The organism is Paracidovorax sp. (assembly GCF_057642795.1).
Genome location: NZ_JBXYZY010000027.1, coordinates 333410 through 351937, shown reverse-complemented (window position 1 = coordinate 351937; position 18528 = coordinate 333410). Strand labels below are relative to the sequence as shown.

Sequence of the window (18528 nt, the reverse complement as noted above, 5' to 3'; positions counted from 1 at the left end):
AGGGCAGCGATAGAGCGGATCAGCGGCGGGCGAGAGGCTGGGCTGGGAGCGGCGGGCCTCAGGTCGCAGGCAGCGATAGCACCACCGTGCCGTCCCAGCGCGCCATGCCGGTCGCTGCGAGGCTGGGCTGCGGGGCTGACGGTGCGGCACCGGGCATGGCTGTGGCGGGGCGCAGGCCGTTGGCGCCGGCCTGGAGCGTGGGTTCTGCGGACGTGCTGCGCGTCAGCCGCGCTTCCAGCGGCACGGCCCGGGTCGTGCCTCGGGCCTGCGTCAGCCAGCGCGCCAGCGCATCGGCCGGCACGCCCTTGAGGGTGACGGTGGCGCGGTCGCCCGCCGACGACAGCTGCGCGCTGGTGCCCAGCTGCTGGGTGAGCGAGGTCTGCAGCGCGCGCAGCGCATCGCCGCTGCGCGCGCGGGGCACGCTCTGCAGCTGCTGGGCTTCGGCTTGCAGCGACTGCATGTGCTGCAGTTGTGCATCCAGCGCGGCGTGGCGGGCGGGGGCGGTGCGCAGTACCTGCAGCGCGGGCGCGAGGGCCACCCACCAGAGCAAGGCCAGCGCCACCACGGAGCCGGCGGCGATCACCAGGGTTTGTTCGCGCCGGGCCAGGGCCCTCCAGTGGGCCTGCAGCGACGCGGCGAAGGCCTGTGCGCCGTTGCTCTCGTTCTGGGCACCGCTCTTGCCGCCGCTGCCGGTCGGGGTCGTCCTGCCGGTCATCGCGGGGCCTCCATGCGTATCTGCAGCTGGTTGTTGGTGTCGTTAGCGACGTAGCCGCGCGCCAGCAGGCGCTGGTTCAGCGCATCGATCTGTTCGGGCGGCAGATCCAGCCCGCGCAGCCGCAGCTCGCCCGTGGAATATTCCAGCGTGGCGGGCAGCTGCCCTTCGGGCAGGGTGGCGCCAGCGGCGGCCATGAGCGGCTCCATGTCCGACGGCGACATGCTGCCGGCGGCCTGCCGCAGCTGGGCCAGTTCGCGTTCCATCTGCACCGGCGCATCGACGACGGCCCGGACCTGCGGGAAGGTCTGGGTGAGCGTGTTGCGCACGCCGGCTTCCTTGGCCGCCAGGGCCTGCTTTTCCTGCCAGGCCCAGACGTTGAGCCCCACCACCTGCGTGACCACGATGGCGCCCAGCGCCCAGCGCGCGGCCCGCCATTGCGGCGCACGCGCCAGCAGGCCGGCCGCGCTGCCGGCCTTGCGCAGCGCGCGGGTGCGGCCGCTGCTGGCCAAGTCGAACTGGGCCAGGTCCCAGCTGCCGCGGGCGGCGGCCAGGGCGCGCTGGCTGGCGGTGTGGATCTCGGCCGGGCGGCCCAGCAGCCGTTCGGCCAGGGTGGCCACGGCGGGCTCGGCGCGCAGCGGCGCGGGCGGGGCGGGCGGGGCGGCGTCGGGGTCGCCTGCGCCCTGCGGGGCGGTGGCGCCGGCCCAATCCAGCGAGGCGGGGGTGAGCGGCAGAACGACCACGGCCTGGTCGGCGCCGTGGCCGGTGACGACCAGCTGCGGGTCTTCCGGCGTGCCAGTGGCGAAGTACTCGGGCGCGCCGCTGCCGGTGGGTCCGGGCGCGAATTCCGGCACCACACGCGACACCGGGCGGCCGGCCGCTTCCAGCGTCTGCAGCGTGGCGCGCAGCCAGGCACGGTCGCACGCTGCCACCCAGGCCGGCTCGCCGGCGCGTGCGCCCGGCTCCAGCGCGAAGTGCAGCAGCACGGTGTCGTCGAGCACGCGCTCTTCCAGCAGGCCTTCGAGCACGGCGCGCAGGCGCGGCGCCTGGGTGCCGGTGCCTTGCGGCAGCGTCACGCGGTGCCACGACAGCAGGCGCGATGGCACCACGGCCACGGTCTCGCCGGCACGGCCCGGGTCGGGCAGCAGGGCGGCCGATGCGCTGGCGTTCCGCTGGGCGGTGTGTCCGTCGGCGGTCAGCGTGTAGCCGTACTCGGTGGACGGCCCCGGTATCTCCGGGGTCAGGGTAAGGATGAGGGTGCTCATGGATCGGTTTCGCGGGCCATTTTAGGGGCCTGCCATGACAGGCCGCGGGGGGCGGTGGAACACCGGTCAGCGCAGCGCGTCGGCGCTGTCGCGCACGAAGCTGCCGCGCTCGCGCCAGAGGGTGCGCACCACGCCGCGCTGCTTGAGCACGAGGGATCGTTCCTCCACCACCGCCGTGCCCAGCCGGAGTCGGCCACGCACCTCGAAGTAGCTGGACGACACGCTGTGCGTGGCAGCGGTGAGCTCGACCTGGCCGCCGATCAGCCGGGCGGCGTCGCTCTCGCTGCGGAAATGCTGGCCCTCACGCGCCTGCACCAGGCGCTGGGCGTCGGACATGTCGATCTTGTCTATGCTGGCCCACAGCACCACGGCGCTGGCGGTGTTGAGGTTGACCTGGGTGGGCACCGGCAGGATCGTGGCGTAGGGCGCGAGCGCCGCCACGCTGGCCGGCGCCAGGCCCCACCAGGTGAGCTGCGATACGGTCTGCGGCATCAGCGGCGCGCTGGGGTTGTTGTTGCTGCCGCCCGTCGCGCCAGCGTTAGCCGCGTTGCTGGCCGGAGCGCCGGTGCCCGTGCCTGACGCGGTGCCCGCACCCGATGCGCTGGGCGGGCCGTGCAGCACCTGGGCCTGCACCATGCCGCGTGCGACCAGGTTCAGCTCCTGCACCGGCAGGCCCAGATATTCGAAAAGCCGGGTGAACTGCCGCAGCGCCACCGGGTTCACCTGCCCGTTGGCGGCCAGGTTGCGCAGGTTCAGGCGCGACTGCATGTCGGTGATCTGGCCCGAGAGGAAGGCGTTGGCCGTGTCGGTGCTGGCGTCTTCCGCCTGGCTCACGCCGCGCTGGGCTGCGAGGAAGGTGGAAAGCCGTGCTTCTTCGAGCGGCACGGCCCAGGGCTCGGTCAGGTTGTCGGTGCCGTCGCCGCCGCGCGCGAGGGAGTCTTCGCGCAGGATCAGCCGCGACCAGTCCAGCGCGCCGATCAGGATCCAGGCCGCCTGGATGCGGGCGCGCTCGGCGGTTTCGACCTCCACCGCGCGCCACTGCTGCCACATGGCGGCGGCGGCGAAGCTGGCTACCAGGGTCACGGTGAGCATGGCGGCCAGCAAGGCGGCGCCGGCCTGCGAGCCGCGCGCGGCGGCGCATCGCCACATCGGCGGCCTTGCGGCGCGGTAGCACGAGTGGCGGTACGTCACGCTCATGACTTGTTGCCGCCCTGCAGCGGGTTCACCCAGTCGATCGTCATGCCGCCGGCCAGGGCCCCGCCCGGGGGCAGCGTCAGATGCAGGCTGATGCCGTCAGGCACGCTGGCGGCTTCGGGCGAGAGCCCGCCCGGCACCTGCGGCCCCACGGGCGTGCCCGCGCTCGACTGCGCGTTCGACCAGGCGCCGCCGCGGAAGTAGAAGAGCTGCCACTGCGTGAGCGGCATCAGCGCAGTTTCGGCGCGGCGGTCGGCCTCGCTGGGCGTGCGCGCCCATTGCGCGGCATGCTGCCAGGCATCGTTCCACTCGCCGCGCGTGCGCAGCGGGCCTGACTGCCAGCGCAGCCATTGCGTGGTGTTGCCCACGGCGCGCAGCGTCCAGGCCACCACCAGCGCGCCGTCGTCGGGCTGGCGCGTGCCGTGGCGGGTGAGGCGCAGCACCTGGCCGTCCCAGGCGATGGGCTGGGTGCCTTCGATGGCCTGCAGCGCGTCCAGATCGGTCTTCCACTGCGCCAGCGCCGTCTGCATCACCAGCAGGCCGTCGGTGCGCTGGCGGGTCAGCTCCTGCGACCGCACCATGCCGTCGAGCCCGCGCCAGCTCATGATGGCGATCAGCGCCATCACCGCGATGGCGACCATCAGCTCGATCAGCGTGAAGCCGCGTGCAGCGCTGGCCGGCGCCGCGCGCCGCAGGGCGGTGTGCATCAATACCTTCCGACGATGGTGGACACGCGCAGCACCGAGTTGTCGCCATCGAACACCTGGGCGTCCACGCGCCGGAATTGCGGGTTGGGCAGCGGCAGCACCATCACCAGCACGCCGTAGCTGCGGCCCGCCTGCTCGCAGGTGGTGCGACCGTCGCCGATGGACGGCATCTGTGCGGACAGGCGCACTTTCACCAGTTCGTTCTCGGCGCAGATATGGGCCAGCAGCACGTCGGTCTCGCGTGCGGCGTTGCGTGTCAGGGCCGAGGTGGCCTGCATGCCGGCCAGCAGTGCGATGGCGACGATGGCCAGCGCCACCATCACCTCGATGAGCGTGAAGCCGTTGCGTGCACCGCGCGGGGCGGTGGGGGATGGAAGCCGCCGCATCATCACTGCACGCCCTGTGCGGCGAAGGGCCGCAGCCCGTCGGTGGCCACGCGAACGGCCCGCTGCGGGTGGGCGCTGCTCACGATGACGACTTGTTGTGCGCCGATGAGCGGCTCCGGCCCCAGCCACAGCTCGGCCGGGCCGCTGACGCCGGTGGTGGGCTCCAGCCATTGCGTGGGCATCTTGGTGCCGGCCGGCAGCCCGTCGAAGCGAAAGCCCTGCGCCCCCCCGCGCCAGCGCACCGCTACGCCCGAAGTGCGCGACTGCGCCCGGGCGGACTCGAGCAGCGCCGCCAGTCGCTCGCCTTCGCGCTGCAGCTGCGTGTCGCCGCTGTCGCGCAGGGCGAAGCCCACGCCGGTGGTGGCCAGGGCGATGATGGAGATGACCACCAGCAGCTCCAGCAGGGTGAAGCCGCGCGCACGCCCCGGGCGATTCAAAAGAAAAAGACGAGCAGGCTGCACGGAAGACGCACGCAAATGCCGGTGTCAGCCGCGGAAAGCTTGCGCCGCCGGGCGGCCCCAAGGCGAAACGCGGCCCCCTCGGGAAGCAGGGAGCGACGCGCAGTGCGCGACCGTGGGGGGCATCCTTATTGCCAGCTGCCGATATCCGCGTTCTTGCCTTCACCGCCGGACTGGCCGTCGGCGCCGAGGGACATCACGTCCACCTCGCCCTTGATGCCGGGGTTCAGGTACTGATAGGGGCGGCCCCAGGGGTCGTTGGGCAGCTTTTCCAGATAGGGACGCCAGTTGTTCGGCACCGGGCCGGTGGTGGGCTTGGCGATCAAGGCCTGCAGGCCCTGCTCGGCCGTGGGGTAGCGCTGGTTGTCCAGACGGTAGAGCTTGAGCGCCTGCATGATGTTGGTGATGTCGGTGCGCGCTGCGGTGCTGCGGGCATCGTCGGCGCGGTCCAGCACGTTGGGCACGATCAGCGCGGCCAGCACACCGATGATGACCAGCACCACCATCAGCTCGATCAGCGTGAAGCCGGCCGACACGCGGCGGCGTAGCCGCTGGGCCAGGCGAGGCCGCTCGGAAGCGGACAGGGTGGGCGAAGGGGCGGCGAAAGAGTGTTGCATTGGGGGCAGGAGACTCGGGGAGGTGCGCAGTTCTGACATATCCGGTCAATCATAATCCTGCAATGGTGACAAACACATTCAGCCCCTGGGGCGTGCGGCTGGGCACGATGGCGCTCTGGGTTCTGGCCGGTGCCAGCGTGGTGTATTGGGGGCTGCGGCTCTCGGCCCAGGCGCCCGCCTGGCCGGTGGCCGCCCCGGCGCCCGAACCCGTGGTGCCTGATGCGCAGGCCCTGGCCCGCCTGCTGGGCGCTGGCGCGGTGGCCCCGGCCGAAGCGCCTGCCGTAGCCAGCCGCTTCGCGCTGGTGGGTGTGCTGGCCGGCACGACCAGCGGCCATGGCGCCGCGCTGATCGCTGTGGACGGCAAGCCGCCCAAGCCCTACCGGGTGGGCAGCGAGATCGAGCCCGGCCTGGTGCTGCAGTCGCTCGCGCGCAGCCAGGCGCGGCTGGGACCGTCGAGCGGCGGTGCCACCAGCATGACGCTGGAAATCCCGCTCAAGAAGTGACGTGGATGGCGCCGATGCCCGCCGGCGCCAGCACCACCCGCAGCCATTCGCCGTAGCGCGGCGCGGGCGCTGTCCATTCGTGCGACAGGGGCGCGACTGCGCCATGCTGCTGCAGCCATTGCACGCAGCGCGCCACGCCCGCATGGGTGATCCACAACACGTCGCCGCCATGCTCCAGCGCCTGGTGCGTGGCCTCGGTCAGCGCGGCCTGCACGCGGGTCAGCATGGCCGTCAGCGCTTCGCCCCCGCCCGGTGGGTAGCAGGCGAAGTCGGCGGTCCAGGCGTCGATATCGGCGCGGGGGATGTGGGCCCAGGCCTGGTTCTCCCAGCTGCCGAAATCCAGTTCGACCAGTCGGTGGTCGCTTTCAAAGGTCAAATCACGCCGCAGCCCTTGCAGCGCCTGCGCTAGCTGCTCGCATCTTTGTAGCGGTGAGGTGGTGGCGGCAGCCAGCCGTCCGGGCAGGGCGGCACGCAGCCGGGCGGCGCAGGCGTGGGTGGTGGCCGCATCGGCGGGCACGTCGTGGCGGCCATAGCAGATGCCGGCGTCGATCAGCGGCGGTGCATGGCGCACCAGCCAGAGGTGATGCCGTGCGGCCTCCATCAGCCCAGGCCGCCGCGCTGCGCCAGCGCGATGGCGGCGCCCAGGTAGCAGGCGATTTCGCACACTTGCTGCGTCGCGCCCAGGCAGTCGCCGGTGAAGCCCTGCAGCCGGCGCTGGAACCATCGGCCCATCCACGCGGCGGCGAGGGCGCTGGCGGTCAGCACGGCGACGAGCAACGGGGCGCCCAGCACCCACCCTGCCAGCGCCAGCGGCGGCACGCACCAGGCTGCAGCGGCCAAGAGCGCCGGCGTGGCGATGCGGTCGGCCAGCGGCTTGCTCTTGGAGGTGGCGGTGTCGCCCACATGCGGCAGCCACCAGATCAGCAGCAGGGGCCAGCCGCGCGAGAGCGCATGCCCGGCCCAGAGTGCGACCAGGGCCGCCACCCACCCGTGCGTGCCGATGAGCGCCAGCAGCATCACCTTGGCCAGCAGGGCGAGCACCAGCGCCATGGCTCCGAAGGCGCCGATGCGCGAATCCTTCATGATCTCCAGGGCGCGCTCGCGCTGTGCGCTGCCGCCCAGGCCGTCGGCCACGTCGGCGAGGCCGTCTTCATGGAAGCCGCCGGTGGCGATCACGGTGGCGATGGTGCAGCCCACGGCGGCGATGAGCGGCACGAGCGGTGGCTGCCCGCCAAGCGCCGCGTGCAGCCCGGCATAGGCCGCGGCGGCGATGGCGCCCACCAGCCAGCCCACGCCCGGAAAGTGCGCCGCGCTGGCCCGCAGCATGGCCGGGCTGAAGCCCACCCAGTCCGCCAGCCGCCCGGTGACGGGCAGCCGCGTGAAGAACTGCACGGCCAGCAGGTAGTGGCGCAGGGCTTGGCGCATGCTGATGCTATGGTTTCGGTAGCTGTATGTGCAGGTAAATCAAGCGCTGGAGGCCTGAAAGACTTGCATCAGGCCTTGAGGAACAGCCGGTACGCCGGGTTGGCGGTCTCTTCCACCCAGGGATAGTCCAGCGCCTGGAGGAAGGCGTCGAACGCGGCCTTGTCGTCCGCCGGGACCTGCATGCCCACGAGGATGCGGCCATAGTCCGCACCCTGGTTGCGGTAGTGGAACAGGCTGATGTTCCAGCTTGGCTGCATCAGGCTCAGGAACTTCAGCAGCGCGCCGGGCCGCTCGGGGAAGGTAAAGCGCATCAGCCGTTCGTCCTGCGCCAGAGCCGAGTGGCCGCCGACCAGGTGGCGCAGGTGCTCCTTGGCCAGTTCGTCGTGGGTCAGGTCCAGGGCCTCGAAGCCCTGCTGCCGGAAGGTATTGGCGATCTGCGTGGATTCGCCACGGCCCCGCGTGTTCAGGCCGACGAAGACGTGGGCGCGCGCGGCATCGCTGATGCGGTAGATGAATTCGGTCACGTTGCGCGGGCCGCCGGGCAGCGACCCCACCGCCTCGCAGAAGCGCCGGAAACTGCCGCGCTCTTCGGGGATGGTGATGGCGAAGAGGGCCTCGCGTTCCTCGCCCACCTCGGCGCGCTCGGCCACGAAGCGCAGGCGGTCGAAGTTCATGTTGGCGCCGCAGAGGATGGCGGCATAGGTCTCGCCCGTGGTCTTGCGATCGGCCACGTACTGCTTGATGGCGGCCACGGCCAGCGCGCCGGCCGGCTCCACGATGCTGCGCGTGTCCACGAAGATGTCCTTGATGGCGGCGCAGACGGCATCGGTATCGACGGTGATGAATTCATCCACCAGGCCTTGCGCGACGCGGAAGGTCTCCTCGCCCACCAGCTTGACGGCCGTGCCGTCGGAAAAGAGGCCCACGTCCGCCAGCGCCACGCGTTCGTGTGCGCGCACCGACTGTGCCATGGCGTCGGAATCGTTCATCTGCACGCCGATCACCTTGATGTCCGGACGCACGGCCTTGATGTAGTTGGCCACGCCGCTCACCAGCCCGCCGCCGCCGATGGCGACGAAGACCGCGTCGAGCCGGCTGCTGCCCAGGCTCTGCAGCTGGCGCAGGATCTCCATGGCGATCGTGCCCTGGCCGGCGATCACGTCGGGGTCGTCGAACGGGTGGACGAAGGTCAGGCCCTGCTCCCGCTGCAGCTGCACGGCATGGCCGTAGGCGTCGGAATAGCTGTCGCCATGCAGCACCACGTCGCCGCCCAGGGTCTTGACCGCATCCACCTTAAGCTGTGGCGTCGTGGTGGGCATCACCACCACGGCGCGCGTGCCCAGCTTGCGGGCGCTCATCGCCACGCCCTGGGCATGGTTGCCGGCGGAGGCGCAGATCACGCCGCGGGCCAGTTGCTCGGCGGTCAGGTGCGCCATCTTGTTGTAGGCGCCGCGCAGCTTGAAGCTGAAGACGGGCTGCTGGTCTTCGCGCTTCAGCAGTACCTGGTTACCCAGCCGCTGGCTGAGCGCGCGGGCGGGCTGCAGATCGGACTCGACGGCCACGTCGTAGACGCGTGCCGTCAGGATCTTCTTGAGATAGTCGAACGGGGAAAGAGGCGGGGTGGTCATGGGCGGGCGGCAGTCTGCATCGAACGAAAGCCCCGCCGAAGGGCAGGGGCCGACATCATAGGCCGTGGCCCCGGCGCACCCCGTGGATTGCGGACGGGCAAAAAAAACGGCCCCGAACCGTGAGGTTCAGGGCCGAATCCATCCTTTGAGGAGATGGAGGAGACAATAGGCGCGCCACTCATGAAAAGCGGCGCATGGGGAAAGTGTAGCCCAACAGATGCTGCGATGCAGCAAAATTGCGTGGGTGTGTGGCAGATTGGCTGCCAATCAGTCTAATTTTTGGAAAAAAACAACATGGAATGCACTGTCAGCTGGACCGGAGCGAGCGGAACGCGCTCGGGCATGGGCTTCATCGCGGAAACCGGTAGCGGCCACGTTTTGGCCATGGACGGCGCGCCCGACGCCGCCAACCCGGCCAACGGCGGCCAGAACCTGGCCCCGCGCCCGATGGAAACCGTGCTCGCCGGCACAGGGGGTTGCACGGCCTATGACGTGGTGCTCATCCTCAAGCGTGGCCGGCACGATGTGCGGGGCTGCAGCGTCAAGCTCACCTCCGAGCGGGCCGACACCGATCCGAAGGTGTTCACCAAGATCCACATGCAGTTCACCGTCACCGGCCGCGGCATTCCGCCGGCCGCCGTGGAGCGCGCCATCGCCATGAGCCACGACAAGTACTGCTCGGCCAGCATCATGCTGGGCAAGACCGCCGAGATCACGACGGGCTACGACATCGTCGAGGCCTGAGGTTGGAGGGAGGCGCTGGGGTGTTCTTATAGATAGTGCGCAGTGGTCGTCATGACCTTGGCTGCGGCACGCATCGCCAGGCGGGCCGGGGCCGGCAGGGGCACGGCGCCCGCTGCCAGCGCATGGTTGGCGTGCCGCTCCTCGTCGGCCTGCATGCGCGACACCACGGCGCGCGAAGCATGGTCGTCCACCGGCAGCCGGCCCAGATGCCCTTGCAGATGGGATGCCACCTGGCGTTCCGTTTCCACCACGAAGCCCAGGCTCACACGGTCGCTCACCTTGGCCGCCATGAAGCCGATGGCGAAGGCGCCGGCATACCAGAGAGGATTCAGCAGGCTGGGGCGGGCGCCCAGGGCGTCCAGGCGTTCCTGGGTCCATGCGAGGTGGTCTGTCTCTTCTCGCGCTGCTTCGAGCAACTCGCGCCGCAGTACAGGATCGGTCGTCACGCTGGCCTGGGCGGTATAGAGCGCCTGAGCGCAGACCTCGCCCACATGGTTGACCCGCATCAATGCACCGGACAGGGCTCGGTCTGGTACGGAAAGTGCTTGCTGTGCCACAGCGCGCGCCGGAGAGGCTTCGGCTGCCACGGGTTTGGCGAACAGGGTCCTCAATGCCGCGTCCGCCGCGTTCAGGAGTTTGTCCATGGTGAGTTTTCCAAAGAGGTTCAATACATTGCGCTAAGTGCTTGAGTTGTCAGCCTTCGCCGCCTGTCGTTGTCAGGAATTTTCCTGCCTCCGGCCACTGTTGCTGCATCGCAACGAAAACCGGCTCGGCTAAAGGATTGTGCGGGAATTCCTTTGCGAAACCCGCTGGCGTCTGTTGCAATATCAGTAACTTCCTCACCAGGAGGTTGGCCCGGGGAACCGGCGAGGGTTGCGCGCTTTGCATGACGCAGCTCAGCCCTCCGAACCGGCGCCCTCTGTTTAACCTTGGAGTAACTCGCAATGAAAAAATCTCTGATTGCCCTGGCTGTGCTGGCTGCTTCCGGCGCTGCAATGGCTCAATCGTCCGTGACCCTGTTCGGTATCGTTGACACCTCTGTTGGCTACATCAACAAGGCCAACGCAGCCGGTGACAGCCTGTACGGCCTGAGCACCAGCGGCAACGCTACGAGCCGTCTGGGCTTCCGTGGCACGGAAGACCTGGGTGGCGGCCTGAAGGCTGGCTTCTGGCTCGAAGGCGAAATCTTTGGTGACAACGGCAACACCGGTGGCTTCAACTTCCAACGTCGTTCCACCATCAGCCTGATGGGCAACTTCGGTGAAGTGCGTCTGGGCCGTGATCTGACCCCCAGCTATGCCAAGGTCAGCGGCTACGACGTGTTCGGTCAAGCCGGCATCGGCCAATTCTACGGTTGGAACGATTGGGCTACCCTCAACGGCGCAACCAATCTGACCGCTGACTCGAACAACATCCGTTCCAGCAACATGGTTAGCTACTACACGCCTAACCTGAGCGGCTTTACTGGTGGCGTCGGCTACGGCTTTGATGAGCAAACCACTGGTCGCAACGGTCGTTACGCCGGCGGCTTCGTTGCTTATGACAACGGTCCTCTGAGCGCCACGTTGTCTTATGACCAGCGCGACATTGCAGCCACCTTCCGGGGTGCTGCTCGCACTGGCAAGCACAACATCCTGACGCTCGGTGCTTCTTACGACCTGAATGTTGCAAAGCTGAGCACGGTTCTGCAGCAGTCGAAGTATGAAGCTTCTGGCCTTGCAGACCAAAAGTTCAACTCTTACGCTGTCGGCGCTTCCATGCCCGTCGGCGCTGGCGAGTTCAAGCTGCAATACGCTCTGTACGACCAGAAGGCTATCAACTCCAAGGCTCAACAGCTGTCCCTGGGCTACGTGCACAACCTGTCCAAGCGCACCGCTGTGTACGGCACCGTTGCTTACCTGAAGAACAAGGACCAGTCCAACCTGGGCCTGAACGCCAAGAGCCTGAACAACGCCGGCCCGGGCGCTGGCAACAGCCAAACCGGCGTGCAAGTCGGTGTGCGTCACTCCTTCTAATTTCCGGCTGGCCTAGCCAGCTTGAATTAGCAAGAAGACAAGAAACCGCTGCCCTCGGGCAGCGGTTTTTTTTTGTCGCGCAGGTAACAGGATTTAAGGGAAAACGACTGTGGTTTTGAGGTGCTAGCCCTATGTTGGCAATCGCCCTTGCTTTCTAGAATGAGATTCCTTCCCTTACAGAAAGAGACAAACCATGCGCATTCCGTTTGTGAAAAAAACGCTGGCGATGACGGCTCTGGCCGCAGTGGCGCCTTTGGCCTTGGCACAGCAAGCCCCTGCCACCAGCAGCGTGCAGCTGTATGGGATCGTGGATGTGGCGTATCGCCACACCAACAATGAAGGTGCCAACGCCGACGGCTCGCTGAGCCAGATGATCGGTGGCGGGATGTCGCAAAGCCGCTGGGGCCTCAACATCAACGAGGACCTTGGGGGCGGCCTGAAGGCGATTGCCAACGTGGAGAACCGTTTCACCGCCGACAACGGGACCCCGACCACTCCTTACTTCCAGCAGTCCTGGGTAGGGCTGCAGGGCGGTTTCGGCCGCATCACCATGGGGCGGCAGTACAACATGCTGTTCGATCTGGTGACGTCCACCTATGCATCGTTCCCGTACTCGCCCTACATGGAAGCCTACAAGCCCGAGCTCGGAATGGCGATGGGTGCGCGTGCCAGCAACTCGATCAAATATCTGGCCGAGGTGGGCGACTTCCGCGGCGCGCTGCAGTATTCCTTCGACGAGGGCAATACGGTGAGCAAGCTGGGCGCCAATGTGAATCCGGCCGGCGCCATCCGCACGGCAGGCGGCTACCTGCGCTACGCCTCGGGCGGCGTGGCTGCAGGCGTGGGCTACCTGAACACGCGACTGCCGGGCGGCACGGACGTGGACGCGTGGACGCTGGGCGGCTCCTACCGCACGGGCCCCTGGTATCTGGCTTTGGGCTATGGGATGAACAAGCGGCAGGACGCCTATGGTTTCAACACCGCTGGCGTCGTGGACAGCTCCCTCATGGGTGCTTACTGGTCCGGTTCTTCCAATGGCGGTTTCCTGCCGGGCGCTGCTGCCAACCCGGCCAATCCCGCGAGCCTGCTGAACCTGCGCAACCACGCCGACAAGCGGCAGATGTACAAGGTGGGCGTGGGCTACCAGGCCACGTCGCAGATCAACATCGGCGTGCATTACTTCCATGCCCGCCAGTCGGGCTCGGCATCTGGTGCCTATAGCGGCAAGGCCGACTTCCTCGTGTCTGTGCTGGACTACGCGCTCTCCAAGCGCACCGATGCGTATTTCGCGGTGGATCACACGCGGGTGAGCGGTGGCGCCGGCATGGCGCTGGACAGCAATGGTGCGCGCAACCGCACCGGCATCACCGTGGGTATGCGTCACCGGTTCTGACCGCTGCGCTATTGCGTTGACATGCGCTGACAGCAGGGTGGCACGCTCCGGGGTGCCAACTGCCTGCCCAGGCCGACGGATTCCCGTTTGGGACCGTCGGCTTTTTTGTGGATGCAAGGCAGGGAGTCAGTAGTTTCTGCCAAGCTGGCATTGCACTTGCATGTGAGTGGGCTTGCGTTCCATCGCGGTGAACGGAACTGTGGCGGTGTGCCGTGCGGCAGTCTTTCCCCCCGATTGCAGCGGTGCCATGTTGCAAGCAGCGACGTTGAAGTCTGCTGCCCCGTGACCGGTCTGTTGCTGCTCGATGGGCCGGTGCCGGCCTGCATGGCGCGTAGCCAGCGGTTTGCATTGCAAGCTTTCCCTCTGTTGGCGCATGCCCCGACTCCTTTGTGCGAAATATCTCCTGCTAGCATGCCCCTCCCAACTCCGGTTCACTGAATGCTCGCCTTTATCCTGCGCCGTCTCATCCAGGCCGTGATCGTGATGGTCACCGTGGCTTTCATCTCGTTCATGCTGTTCCAGTACGTGGGCGATCCTGTGGTGTCCCTGTTGGGGCAGGACGCGACGCCCGATCAGATCCGCGACATGCGCGCTGCGCTCGGTCTGGACCAGCCCTTCGTCGTGCAGTTCTGGCATTTCCTGATGAACGCCGCGCAGGGGGAGTTCGGTATCAGCCTGCGCCAGGGCGCGAAGGTTTCACGGCTGATCGCCGAGCGCTTTCCGGCCACGCTGGAACTGGCCCTGGTGGCTGCCGTGATGGCGCTGCTGATCGGCCTGCCGATGGGCGTCTATGCGGCGCTGCGGCGGGGCACGTTCATGAGCCAGATGTTCATGACGATCTCGCTGCTGGGTGTTTCGCTGCCCACCTTCCTGATCGGCATCCTGCTGATCCTGGTGTTCGCCGTGCATCTGGGCTGGTTCCCCAGCTTCGGCCGGGGCGAGGTCACCCAGATCGGCTGGTGGAGTACGGGGCTGCTCACGGCCAAGGGCTGGCACCACATCGTGCTGCCGGCCGTCACGCTGGCCATCTACCAACTCACGCTCATCATGCGGCTCGTGCGTGCCGAGATGCTGGAAGTGCTGCGCACCGACTACATCAAGTTCGCCCGGGCGCGGGGCCTGTCCGACCGGGCCATCCACTTCGGCCATGCGCTCAAGAACACGCTGGTGCCGGTGATGACGATCACCGGCCTTCAATTGGGCGGGCTGATCGCCTTCGCCATCATCACCGAGACAGTTTTCCAGTGGCCGGGCATGGGCCTGCTGTTCATCCAGGCGGTCACCTTCGCAGACATTCCCGTGATGGCCGCCTACCTGTGCCTGATCGCGCTGATATTCGTGGTCATCAACCTGGTGGTGGACCTGCTCTATTTCGTGGTCGATCCACGCCTGCGGGTGGGCAAGGCCGGAGGACATTGACATGGCGAGCGCAGTCGGAGGCAACGCGGTGCCTCCTACCCCCCGTCTCAAGGCCGGTGGCCGGGCCTTCGCGCAGATCGCGCAGTTCCACCCCGAACTCACGGCCTTCCGGCGCGACCTGCACGCCCATCCCGAACTGGGCTTTGAAGAGGTCTACACCGGCGCGCGGGTGAAGGAGGCGCTGAGGGTATGTGGCGTGGACGAGGTCCACGACGGCATCGGCCGCACCGGCATCGTCGCCGTGATCCGTGGGCAGGGGCGTGGCAGCGGCAGCATGGTGGGCCTGCGCGCCGACATGGACGCGCTGCCCATCACCGAACAGAGCGATGCGCCCTGGAAGTCGTGCAAGTCCGGTCTCATGCACGGCTGCGGCCATGACGGCCACACCGCCATGCTGGTGGGGGCTGCGCGCTATCTGGCCGCCACACGCAACTTCGACGGCACGGCGGTACTGATCTTCCAGCCGGGTGAAGAGGGCTTCGGTGGGGCGCGCGTCATGATCGAGGACGGCCTTTTCGAGCGCTTTCCGGTCCAGTCGGTCTATGCCATGCACAACTGGCCGGCGATGAAGCCGGGCACGGTGGGGCTCAATGCCGGCGCCATGATGGCTGCGGCTGACCGCGTCACCATCGAGATCAATGGCCGCGGCGGCCATGGCGCTCATGCTTATCAGGCGGTGGATGTGGTGCTGGTGGCTGCGCACATCATCACGGCCGTGCAGTCCATCGTCTCGCGCAACGTGCGGCCGCTCGACAGCGCCGTCATCAGCCTGTGCGCGGTGCACGCGGGCGACCTGGGCGCGTTCAGCGTGATTCCGGGCACGGCCACGCTGGTGGGCACGGTGCGTAGCTTCGATCCAGCCGTGCAGGAGATGGTGCAAAGGCGCATCCAGGAAGTGTGCGGAGCGATCGCGCTGGGCTTCGGCGCCACGGCCAGCGTGCGCTATGAGCGCATCTACCCGGCCACCATCAACACCGAAGAGCACGCAATCTTCGCAGGCGATGTGGCTGAGCGGCTGGTGGGGGCGGACAACGTCGTGCGCGATCTGGAGCCCAGCATGGGCGCCGAGGATTTCTCCTTCATGCTGCAGAGCCGCCCGGGTGCCTATCTGCGCATCGGCCAGGGTATGGGCCCCGGCAACAGCGCGTTGCACAACAGCCGTTACGACTTCAACGACGATATCCTGCCGCTGGGGGCAGCGCTGCATGCCAGCCTGGTGGAGCAGGCGATGCCGCTGGCCACGCTATGACGAAACGCTCCTCCGCATCCGGTGGCCCATCCTCCCTTGTCCGGTACCTGGGGTTGATGCGTCGATGGGTCTTGGCTCCCGTCCTGTTTGGGTTTTTCGCTATAAATTCAATAGCTGTCGCGCAGACCATCCGTATCGCTGACCAGGGCGATGCACTGTCGATGGACCCGCACTCCCTTGATGAGGCACTGCAGCTCAGCCTGCTGGGCAACGTCTATGAACCGCTCGTGGGCCGCAACAAGGACCTGAGCCTGTCACCCGCCCTTGCCAAGGCCTGGCAGCAGACGGCACCCACCGTCTGGCGCTTCGAGCTGCGGCAGGGCGTGCGCTTCCATGACGGGTCGGCCTTCACGGCAGACGACGCGGTGTTCTCGCTCGAGCGCGCCCGGATGGCCGGCTCGGGCATGAAGAGCCATGTCGGCTCCATCCAGCAGGTGCGCAAGATCGATGAGTCCACGGTGGAGGTCGAGACGGCGATGCCCTATCCGATCCTGCCTGAGGTACTCACCACCGTGTACATGATGAGCCGCGCGTGGTGCGAAGCGCATGGCGCTCTCGCGCCTTTCGACGCGCGCAGTGCCGGCGCGAGCGCGCGCATTCTCACGAAGGCCAACGGAACGGGGCCGTTCCGGCTGAGCGAACGCCAGCCAGGCGTTCGCACGGTCTTCGTGCGCAACGCCGACTATTGGGCGCCCATCGAAAGCAATGCCGCGGAAGTCGTCTTCACGCCCATCGCCAGCGACGCGGACCGGCTGGCGGCGCTGCTGTCGGGCCGGGTGGATGTGATGGAGCCTGTTCCGGTGGAAGAGATCGCGCGGGTCAATGCCCACCCCGGCACGCGTGCGGTCACCGGGCCGGAGCCGCGCACGATCTTCCTGGGCATGGACCAGCAGCGCAGCGAACTGCTGTACTCCAGTGTGCGGGGCCGCAACCCGTTCAAGGACGTGCGCGTGCGCCGTGCCTTCTACCAGGCGATCGACATCGAGAGCATCCGCAAGGATGTGATGCGCGGCGCCGCCACCCCCGCTGCCTGGCTGGTCGGCCCGGGCGTGAGCGGTTTCCACGCGGACGCTCGGCGGCAGCCGTACGACCTGGCCGCCGCCCGGCGGCTGATGGCGGAGGCGGGCTACCCCAATGGTTTCGAGGTCACGCTCAACTGCCCCGACGACCGCTATGTGAACGATGAGCGCATCTGCGAAGCCGTGGTATCCAACCTGTCGCGCATCCAGGTCAAGGTGCGGCTGCAGCTGGAAAGCCGGCGCAGCTATTTCCCCAAGGTGCTGCGGCGCGACACCAGCTTTTACCTGCTGGGCTGGGCTCCTTCCACCTACGATGCGGAAGACGCTCTGAATGCTCTCTTGGCCTGCCCTGACGGCCAGGGCGCTGGCCAGTACAACCTGGGCGGGTACTGCAACCCCCGGGTGGATGGGCTGATCCGCCGCATCGGGGCAGAGGCTGACAAGGCCCGCCGCAACGCGATGATCCGCGAGGCGTTCCAGATCCACGCGGAGGATGTGGGCCATATTCCGCTGCACCAGCAGCAACTGGCCTGGGGCGTGTCCGACAAGATCCGCGTGGTGCAGCTGGCCGACAACACCATGCCCTTCAAGTGGATGAGCATCAGCCCTTGAAGCCTCCGCCCGACATGGCGCCCGCCTCCGTGCGTGCAGCCGCCGCAGCCTCGCACGGACCTGCGCCGCAGTGCCCGTGCCGAGCGTGCCAGTTGACGCCTTAGTTTTCGCACCGAGAGTTCCAGAAGCGCTTCAGAAAGCCATAAGAGTCCCACACGATGAAGAAAACCCTGTTCCGCTGGTATGACAGCGACGTCGGCCACAGTTTCCGTACCTCCCCCGTCGCCATCGGCGCGGCGCTGGTGGCGCTGATCTGCCTGTTCTGCGCCGTGTTCGCCCCCTGGGTGGCGCCGCATAACCCGTTCGACCTGACCACGCTGGAGCTGTCCGACGCGCGGCTGCCGCCGGCCTGGAACAGCGAAGGCGGCGGCAGCCTGAAGTACCTGCTGGGCACGGACGACCAGGGGCGCGACATTCTTTCGGCCGTGATCTACGGCGCGCGCATTTCGCTCATCGTGGGCTTCGCCTCGGTGGCGCTCTCGGTGGTGGTCGGCGTGGCGCTGGGGCTGCTGGCCGGGTTCAAGGGTGGGTGGATCGACGCACTGCTGATGCGCCTGTGCGATGTGATGCTGTCTTTTCCCGCCATCCTGGTGGCGTTGCTCATCGCCGGTGTGGGACGGGCGATGTTTCCGAACGGCGGCGAATCGCTCGCCTTCGGCGTGCTGATCCTGTCCATCTCTTTGACTGGCTGGGTGCAGTACGCGCGCACGGTGCGCGGCTCCACACTGGTCGAGCGCAACAAGGAGTACGTGCAGGCCGCGCGGGTGACCGGCGTGTCACCCCTGCGCATCATGCGGCGCCACGTGCTGCCCAACGTGCTCGGGCCCGTGCTGGTGCTGGCCACCATCCAGGTGGCGACGGCCATCATCACCGAGGCGACGCTCTCTTTCCTGGGCGTCGGCGCGCCGCCCACCTCGCCCTCGCTGGGCACGCTGATCCGCATCGGCAACGACTACCTCTTCTCGGGCGAATGGTGGATCACCGTGTTCCCGGGCGCCATGCTGGTGCTGATCGCCGTCTCGGTGAACCTGCTGGGCGACTGGTTGCGCGACGCGCTCAACCCGCGCCTGCGGTAACGGAGTTGGAATGCCGATAGGCTGCTGTCCCTTGCGCTGCAAGGGTGTAATGCTATTAAAAGAATAGCTATCTCCCCATGAAGAAAAAGCCCTCCGAAGGACTGGC

At 67.7% G+C, this 18528-nt stretch carries 20 protein-coding genes; 8 read left to right on the top strand and 12 right to left on the bottom strand.

Annotated elements, in window-relative coordinates:
- Positions 1-58 precede the first annotated feature (58 nt).
- From AC3A84_RS10960 to gspG, 7 genes are all read right to left on the bottom strand, one after another.
- Entirely contained in the window at positions 59-715 is a 657-nt protein-coding gene (locus AC3A84_RS10960) for a type II secretion system protein M (RefSeq protein ID WP_487969646.1), read from the bottom strand.
- Positions 712-1977 (bottom strand): type II secretion system protein GspL, encoded by a 1266-nt coding sequence (gene gspL, locus AC3A84_RS10955; protein WP_487969645.1) that lies wholly within the window; start codon positions 1975-1977, stop codon positions 712-714. Before gspL ends, AC3A84_RS10960 begins: the two co-directional genes overlap by 4 nt.
- A 66-nt stretch (positions 1978-2043) precedes the next feature.
- A complete protein-coding gene (gspK, locus tag AC3A84_RS10950; protein ID WP_487969707.1) occupies positions 2044-3126 on the bottom strand; it encodes a type II secretion system minor pseudopilin GspK in 1083 nt (360 codons plus the stop codon).
- Between the two features lie 44 nt (positions 3127-3170).
- Positions 3171-3878 carry a PulJ/GspJ family protein gene (locus tag AC3A84_RS10945; RefSeq protein ID WP_487969644.1) on the bottom strand — a complete coding sequence of 236 codons (708 nt, stop codon included), beginning with the start codon at positions 3876-3878 and terminating at the stop codon, positions 3171-3173.
- Positions 3878-4264, bottom strand: a complete 387-nt coding sequence (gene gspI / locus AC3A84_RS10940; RefSeq protein ID WP_487969643.1) for a type II secretion system minor pseudopilin GspI — start codon at positions 4262-4264, stop codon at positions 3878-3880. The genes AC3A84_RS10945 and gspI overlap by 1 nt, the downstream gene beginning before the upstream one ends.
- A 2-nt stretch (positions 4265-4266) precedes the next feature.
- On the bottom strand, positions 4267-4701 hold the full coding sequence (locus tag AC3A84_RS10935) for a pilus assembly FimT family protein (RefSeq protein ID WP_487969642.1): 435 nt from the start codon (positions 4699-4701) through the stop codon (positions 4267-4269).
- Positions 4702-4850: 149 nt separating this feature from the next.
- The gene (gspG, locus tag AC3A84_RS10930) at positions 4851-5339 is read right to left on the bottom strand and encodes a type II secretion system major pseudopilin GspG (protein ID WP_487969641.1); all 489 of its coding nucleotides are present in this window, start codon (positions 5337-5339) and stop codon (positions 4851-4853) included.
- A gap of 62 nt (positions 5340-5401) precedes the next feature.
- Here gspG and AC3A84_RS10925 point away from each other — a divergent pair, with 62 nt between their 5' ends.
- Positions 5402-5842 (top strand): type II secretion system protein N, encoded by a 441-nt coding sequence (locus AC3A84_RS10925; protein WP_487969640.1) that lies wholly within the window; start codon positions 5402-5404, stop codon positions 5840-5842.
- Here AC3A84_RS10925 and AC3A84_RS10920 read toward each other — a convergent pair.
- From AC3A84_RS10920 to ilvA, 3 genes are all read right to left on the bottom strand, one after another.
- Positions 5832-6443: a histidine phosphatase family protein gene (locus AC3A84_RS10920; protein ID WP_487969639.1), complete on the bottom strand. Its 612-nt coding sequence runs from the start codon at positions 6441-6443 to the stop codon at positions 5832-5834. The genes AC3A84_RS10925 and AC3A84_RS10920 overlap by 11 nt on opposite strands.
- Positions 6443-7267, bottom strand: coding sequence for an adenosylcobinamide-GDP ribazoletransferase (locus AC3A84_RS10915; RefSeq protein WP_487969638.1), 825 nt, complete (start codon positions 7265-7267; stop codon positions 6443-6445). Before AC3A84_RS10915 ends, AC3A84_RS10920 begins: the two co-directional genes overlap by 1 nt.
- 68 nt (positions 7268-7335) lie before the next feature.
- Positions 7336-8895 (bottom strand): threonine ammonia-lyase, biosynthetic, encoded by a 1560-nt coding sequence (ilvA, locus tag AC3A84_RS10910; RefSeq protein WP_487969637.1) that lies wholly within the window; start codon positions 8893-8895, stop codon positions 7336-7338.
- Between the two features lie 294 nt (positions 8896-9189).
- Here ilvA and AC3A84_RS10905 point away from each other — a divergent pair, with 294 nt between their 5' ends.
- The gene (locus tag AC3A84_RS10905; RefSeq protein ID WP_092940454.1) at positions 9190-9639 is read left to right on the top strand and encodes an OsmC family protein; all 450 of its coding nucleotides are present in this window, start codon (positions 9190-9192) and stop codon (positions 9637-9639) included.
- Positions 9640-9665: 26 nt separating this feature from the next.
- On the opposite strand, the gene coq7 is transcribed toward AC3A84_RS10905, so the two are convergent.
- Together coq7 and AC3A84_RS10895 are read right to left on the bottom strand one after the other, a co-directional pair.
- Positions 9666-10283: a 2-polyprenyl-3-methyl-6-methoxy-1,4-benzoquinone monooxygenase gene (gene coq7 / locus AC3A84_RS10900; protein WP_487969636.1), complete on the bottom strand. Its 618-nt coding sequence runs from the start codon at positions 10281-10283 to the stop codon at positions 9666-9668.
- A gap of 49 nt (positions 10284-10332) precedes the next feature.
- Entirely contained in the window at positions 10333-10527 is a 195-nt protein-coding gene (locus AC3A84_RS10895; RefSeq protein WP_487969635.1) for a hypothetical protein, read from the bottom strand.
- 56 nt (positions 10528-10583) lie between these two features.
- Between AC3A84_RS10895 and AC3A84_RS10890 the strand changes: the two genes are divergently transcribed.
- From AC3A84_RS10890 to AC3A84_RS10865, 6 genes are all read left to right on the top strand, one after another.
- Positions 10584-11654 carry a porin gene (locus AC3A84_RS10890; protein ID WP_487969634.1) on the top strand — a complete coding sequence of 357 codons (1071 nt, stop codon included), beginning with the start codon at positions 10584-10586 and terminating at the stop codon, positions 11652-11654.
- Between the two features lie 193 nt (positions 11655-11847).
- A complete protein-coding gene (locus AC3A84_RS10885) occupies positions 11848-13047 on the top strand; it encodes a porin (protein WP_487969633.1) in 1200 nt (399 codons plus the stop codon).
- A gap of 438 nt (positions 13048-13485) precedes the next feature.
- Entirely contained in the window at positions 13486-14466 is a 981-nt protein-coding gene (locus AC3A84_RS10880) for an ABC transporter permease (RefSeq protein WP_487969632.1), read from the top strand.
- Position 14467: 1 nt separating this feature from the next.
- Positions 14468-15715 (top strand): M20 aminoacylase family protein, encoded by a 1248-nt coding sequence (locus tag AC3A84_RS10875; RefSeq protein ID WP_487969631.1) that lies wholly within the window; start codon positions 14468-14470, stop codon positions 15713-15715.
- Positions 15716-15771: 56 nt separating this feature from the next.
- On the top strand, positions 15772-17346 hold the full coding sequence (locus AC3A84_RS10870; RefSeq protein ID WP_487969706.1) for an ABC transporter substrate-binding protein: 1575 nt from the start codon (positions 15772-15774) through the stop codon (positions 17344-17346).
- Between the two features lie 158 nt (positions 17347-17504).
- A complete protein-coding gene (locus AC3A84_RS10865; protein WP_487969630.1) occupies positions 17505-18422 on the top strand; it encodes an ABC transporter permease in 918 nt (305 codons plus the stop codon).
- Positions 18423-18528 lie beyond the last annotated feature (106 nt).

Bases quoted from the DNA above. Each gene is read 5' to 3' on its own strand.
- AC3A84_RS10960 (WP_487969646.1), bottom strand. From the start codon at position 715: ATGACCGGCAGGACGACCCCGACCGGCAGCGGCGGCAAGAGCGGTGCC.
- gspL (WP_487969645.1), bottom strand. From the start codon at position 1,977: ATGAGCACCCTCATCCTTACCCTGACCCCGGAGATACCGGGGCCGTCC.
- gspK (WP_487969707.1), bottom strand. From the start codon at position 3,126: ATGTGGCGATGCGCCGCCGCGCGCGGCTCGCAGGCCGGCGCCGCCTTG.
- AC3A84_RS10945 (WP_487969644.1), bottom strand. From the start codon at position 3,878: ATGCACACCGCCCTGCGGCGCGCGGCGCCGGCCAGCGCTGCACGCGGC.
- gspI (WP_487969643.1), bottom strand. From the start codon at position 4,264: ATGCGGCGGCTTCCATCCCCCACCGCCCCGCGCGGTGCACGCAACGGC.
- gspG (WP_487969641.1), bottom strand. From the start codon at position 5,339: ATGCAACACTCTTTCGCCGCCCCTTCGCCCACCCTGTCCGCTTCCGAG.
- AC3A84_RS10925 (WP_487969640.1), top strand. From the start codon at position 5,402: ATGGTGACAAACACATTCAGCCCCTGGGGCGTGCGGCTGGGCACGATG.
- AC3A84_RS10920 (WP_487969639.1), bottom strand. From the start codon at position 6,443: ATGGAGGCCGCACGGCATCACCTCTGGCTGGTGCGCCATGCACCGCCG.
- AC3A84_RS10915 (WP_487969638.1), bottom strand. From the start codon at position 7,267: ATGCGCCAAGCCCTGCGCCACTACCTGCTGGCCGTGCAGTTCTTCACG.
- ilvA (WP_487969637.1), bottom strand. From the start codon at position 8,895: ATGACCACCCCGCCTCTTTCCCCGTTCGACTATCTCAAGAAGATCCTG.
- AC3A84_RS10905 (WP_092940454.1), top strand. From the start codon at position 9,190: ATGGAATGCACTGTCAGCTGGACCGGAGCGAGCGGAACGCGCTCGGGC.
- coq7 (WP_487969636.1), bottom strand. From the start codon at position 10,283: ATGGACAAACTCCTGAACGCGGCGGACGCGGCATTGAGGACCCTGTTC.
- AC3A84_RS10895 (WP_487969635.1), bottom strand. From the start codon at position 10,527: ATGCAAAGCGCGCAACCCTCGCCGGTTCCCCGGGCCAACCTCCTGGTG.
- AC3A84_RS10890 (WP_487969634.1), top strand. From the start codon at position 10,584: ATGAAAAAATCTCTGATTGCCCTGGCTGTGCTGGCTGCTTCCGGCGCT.
- AC3A84_RS10885 (WP_487969633.1), top strand. From the start codon at position 11,848: ATGCGCATTCCGTTTGTGAAAAAAACGCTGGCGATGACGGCTCTGGCC.
- AC3A84_RS10880 (WP_487969632.1), top strand. From the start codon at position 13,486: ATGCTCGCCTTTATCCTGCGCCGTCTCATCCAGGCCGTGATCGTGATG.
- AC3A84_RS10875 (WP_487969631.1), top strand. From the start codon at position 14,468: ATGGCGAGCGCAGTCGGAGGCAACGCGGTGCCTCCTACCCCCCGTCTC.
- AC3A84_RS10870 (WP_487969706.1), top strand. From the start codon at position 15,772: ATGCGTCGATGGGTCTTGGCTCCCGTCCTGTTTGGGTTTTTCGCTATA.
- AC3A84_RS10865 (WP_487969630.1), top strand. From the start codon at position 17,505: ATGAAGAAAACCCTGTTCCGCTGGTATGACAGCGACGTCGGCCACAGT.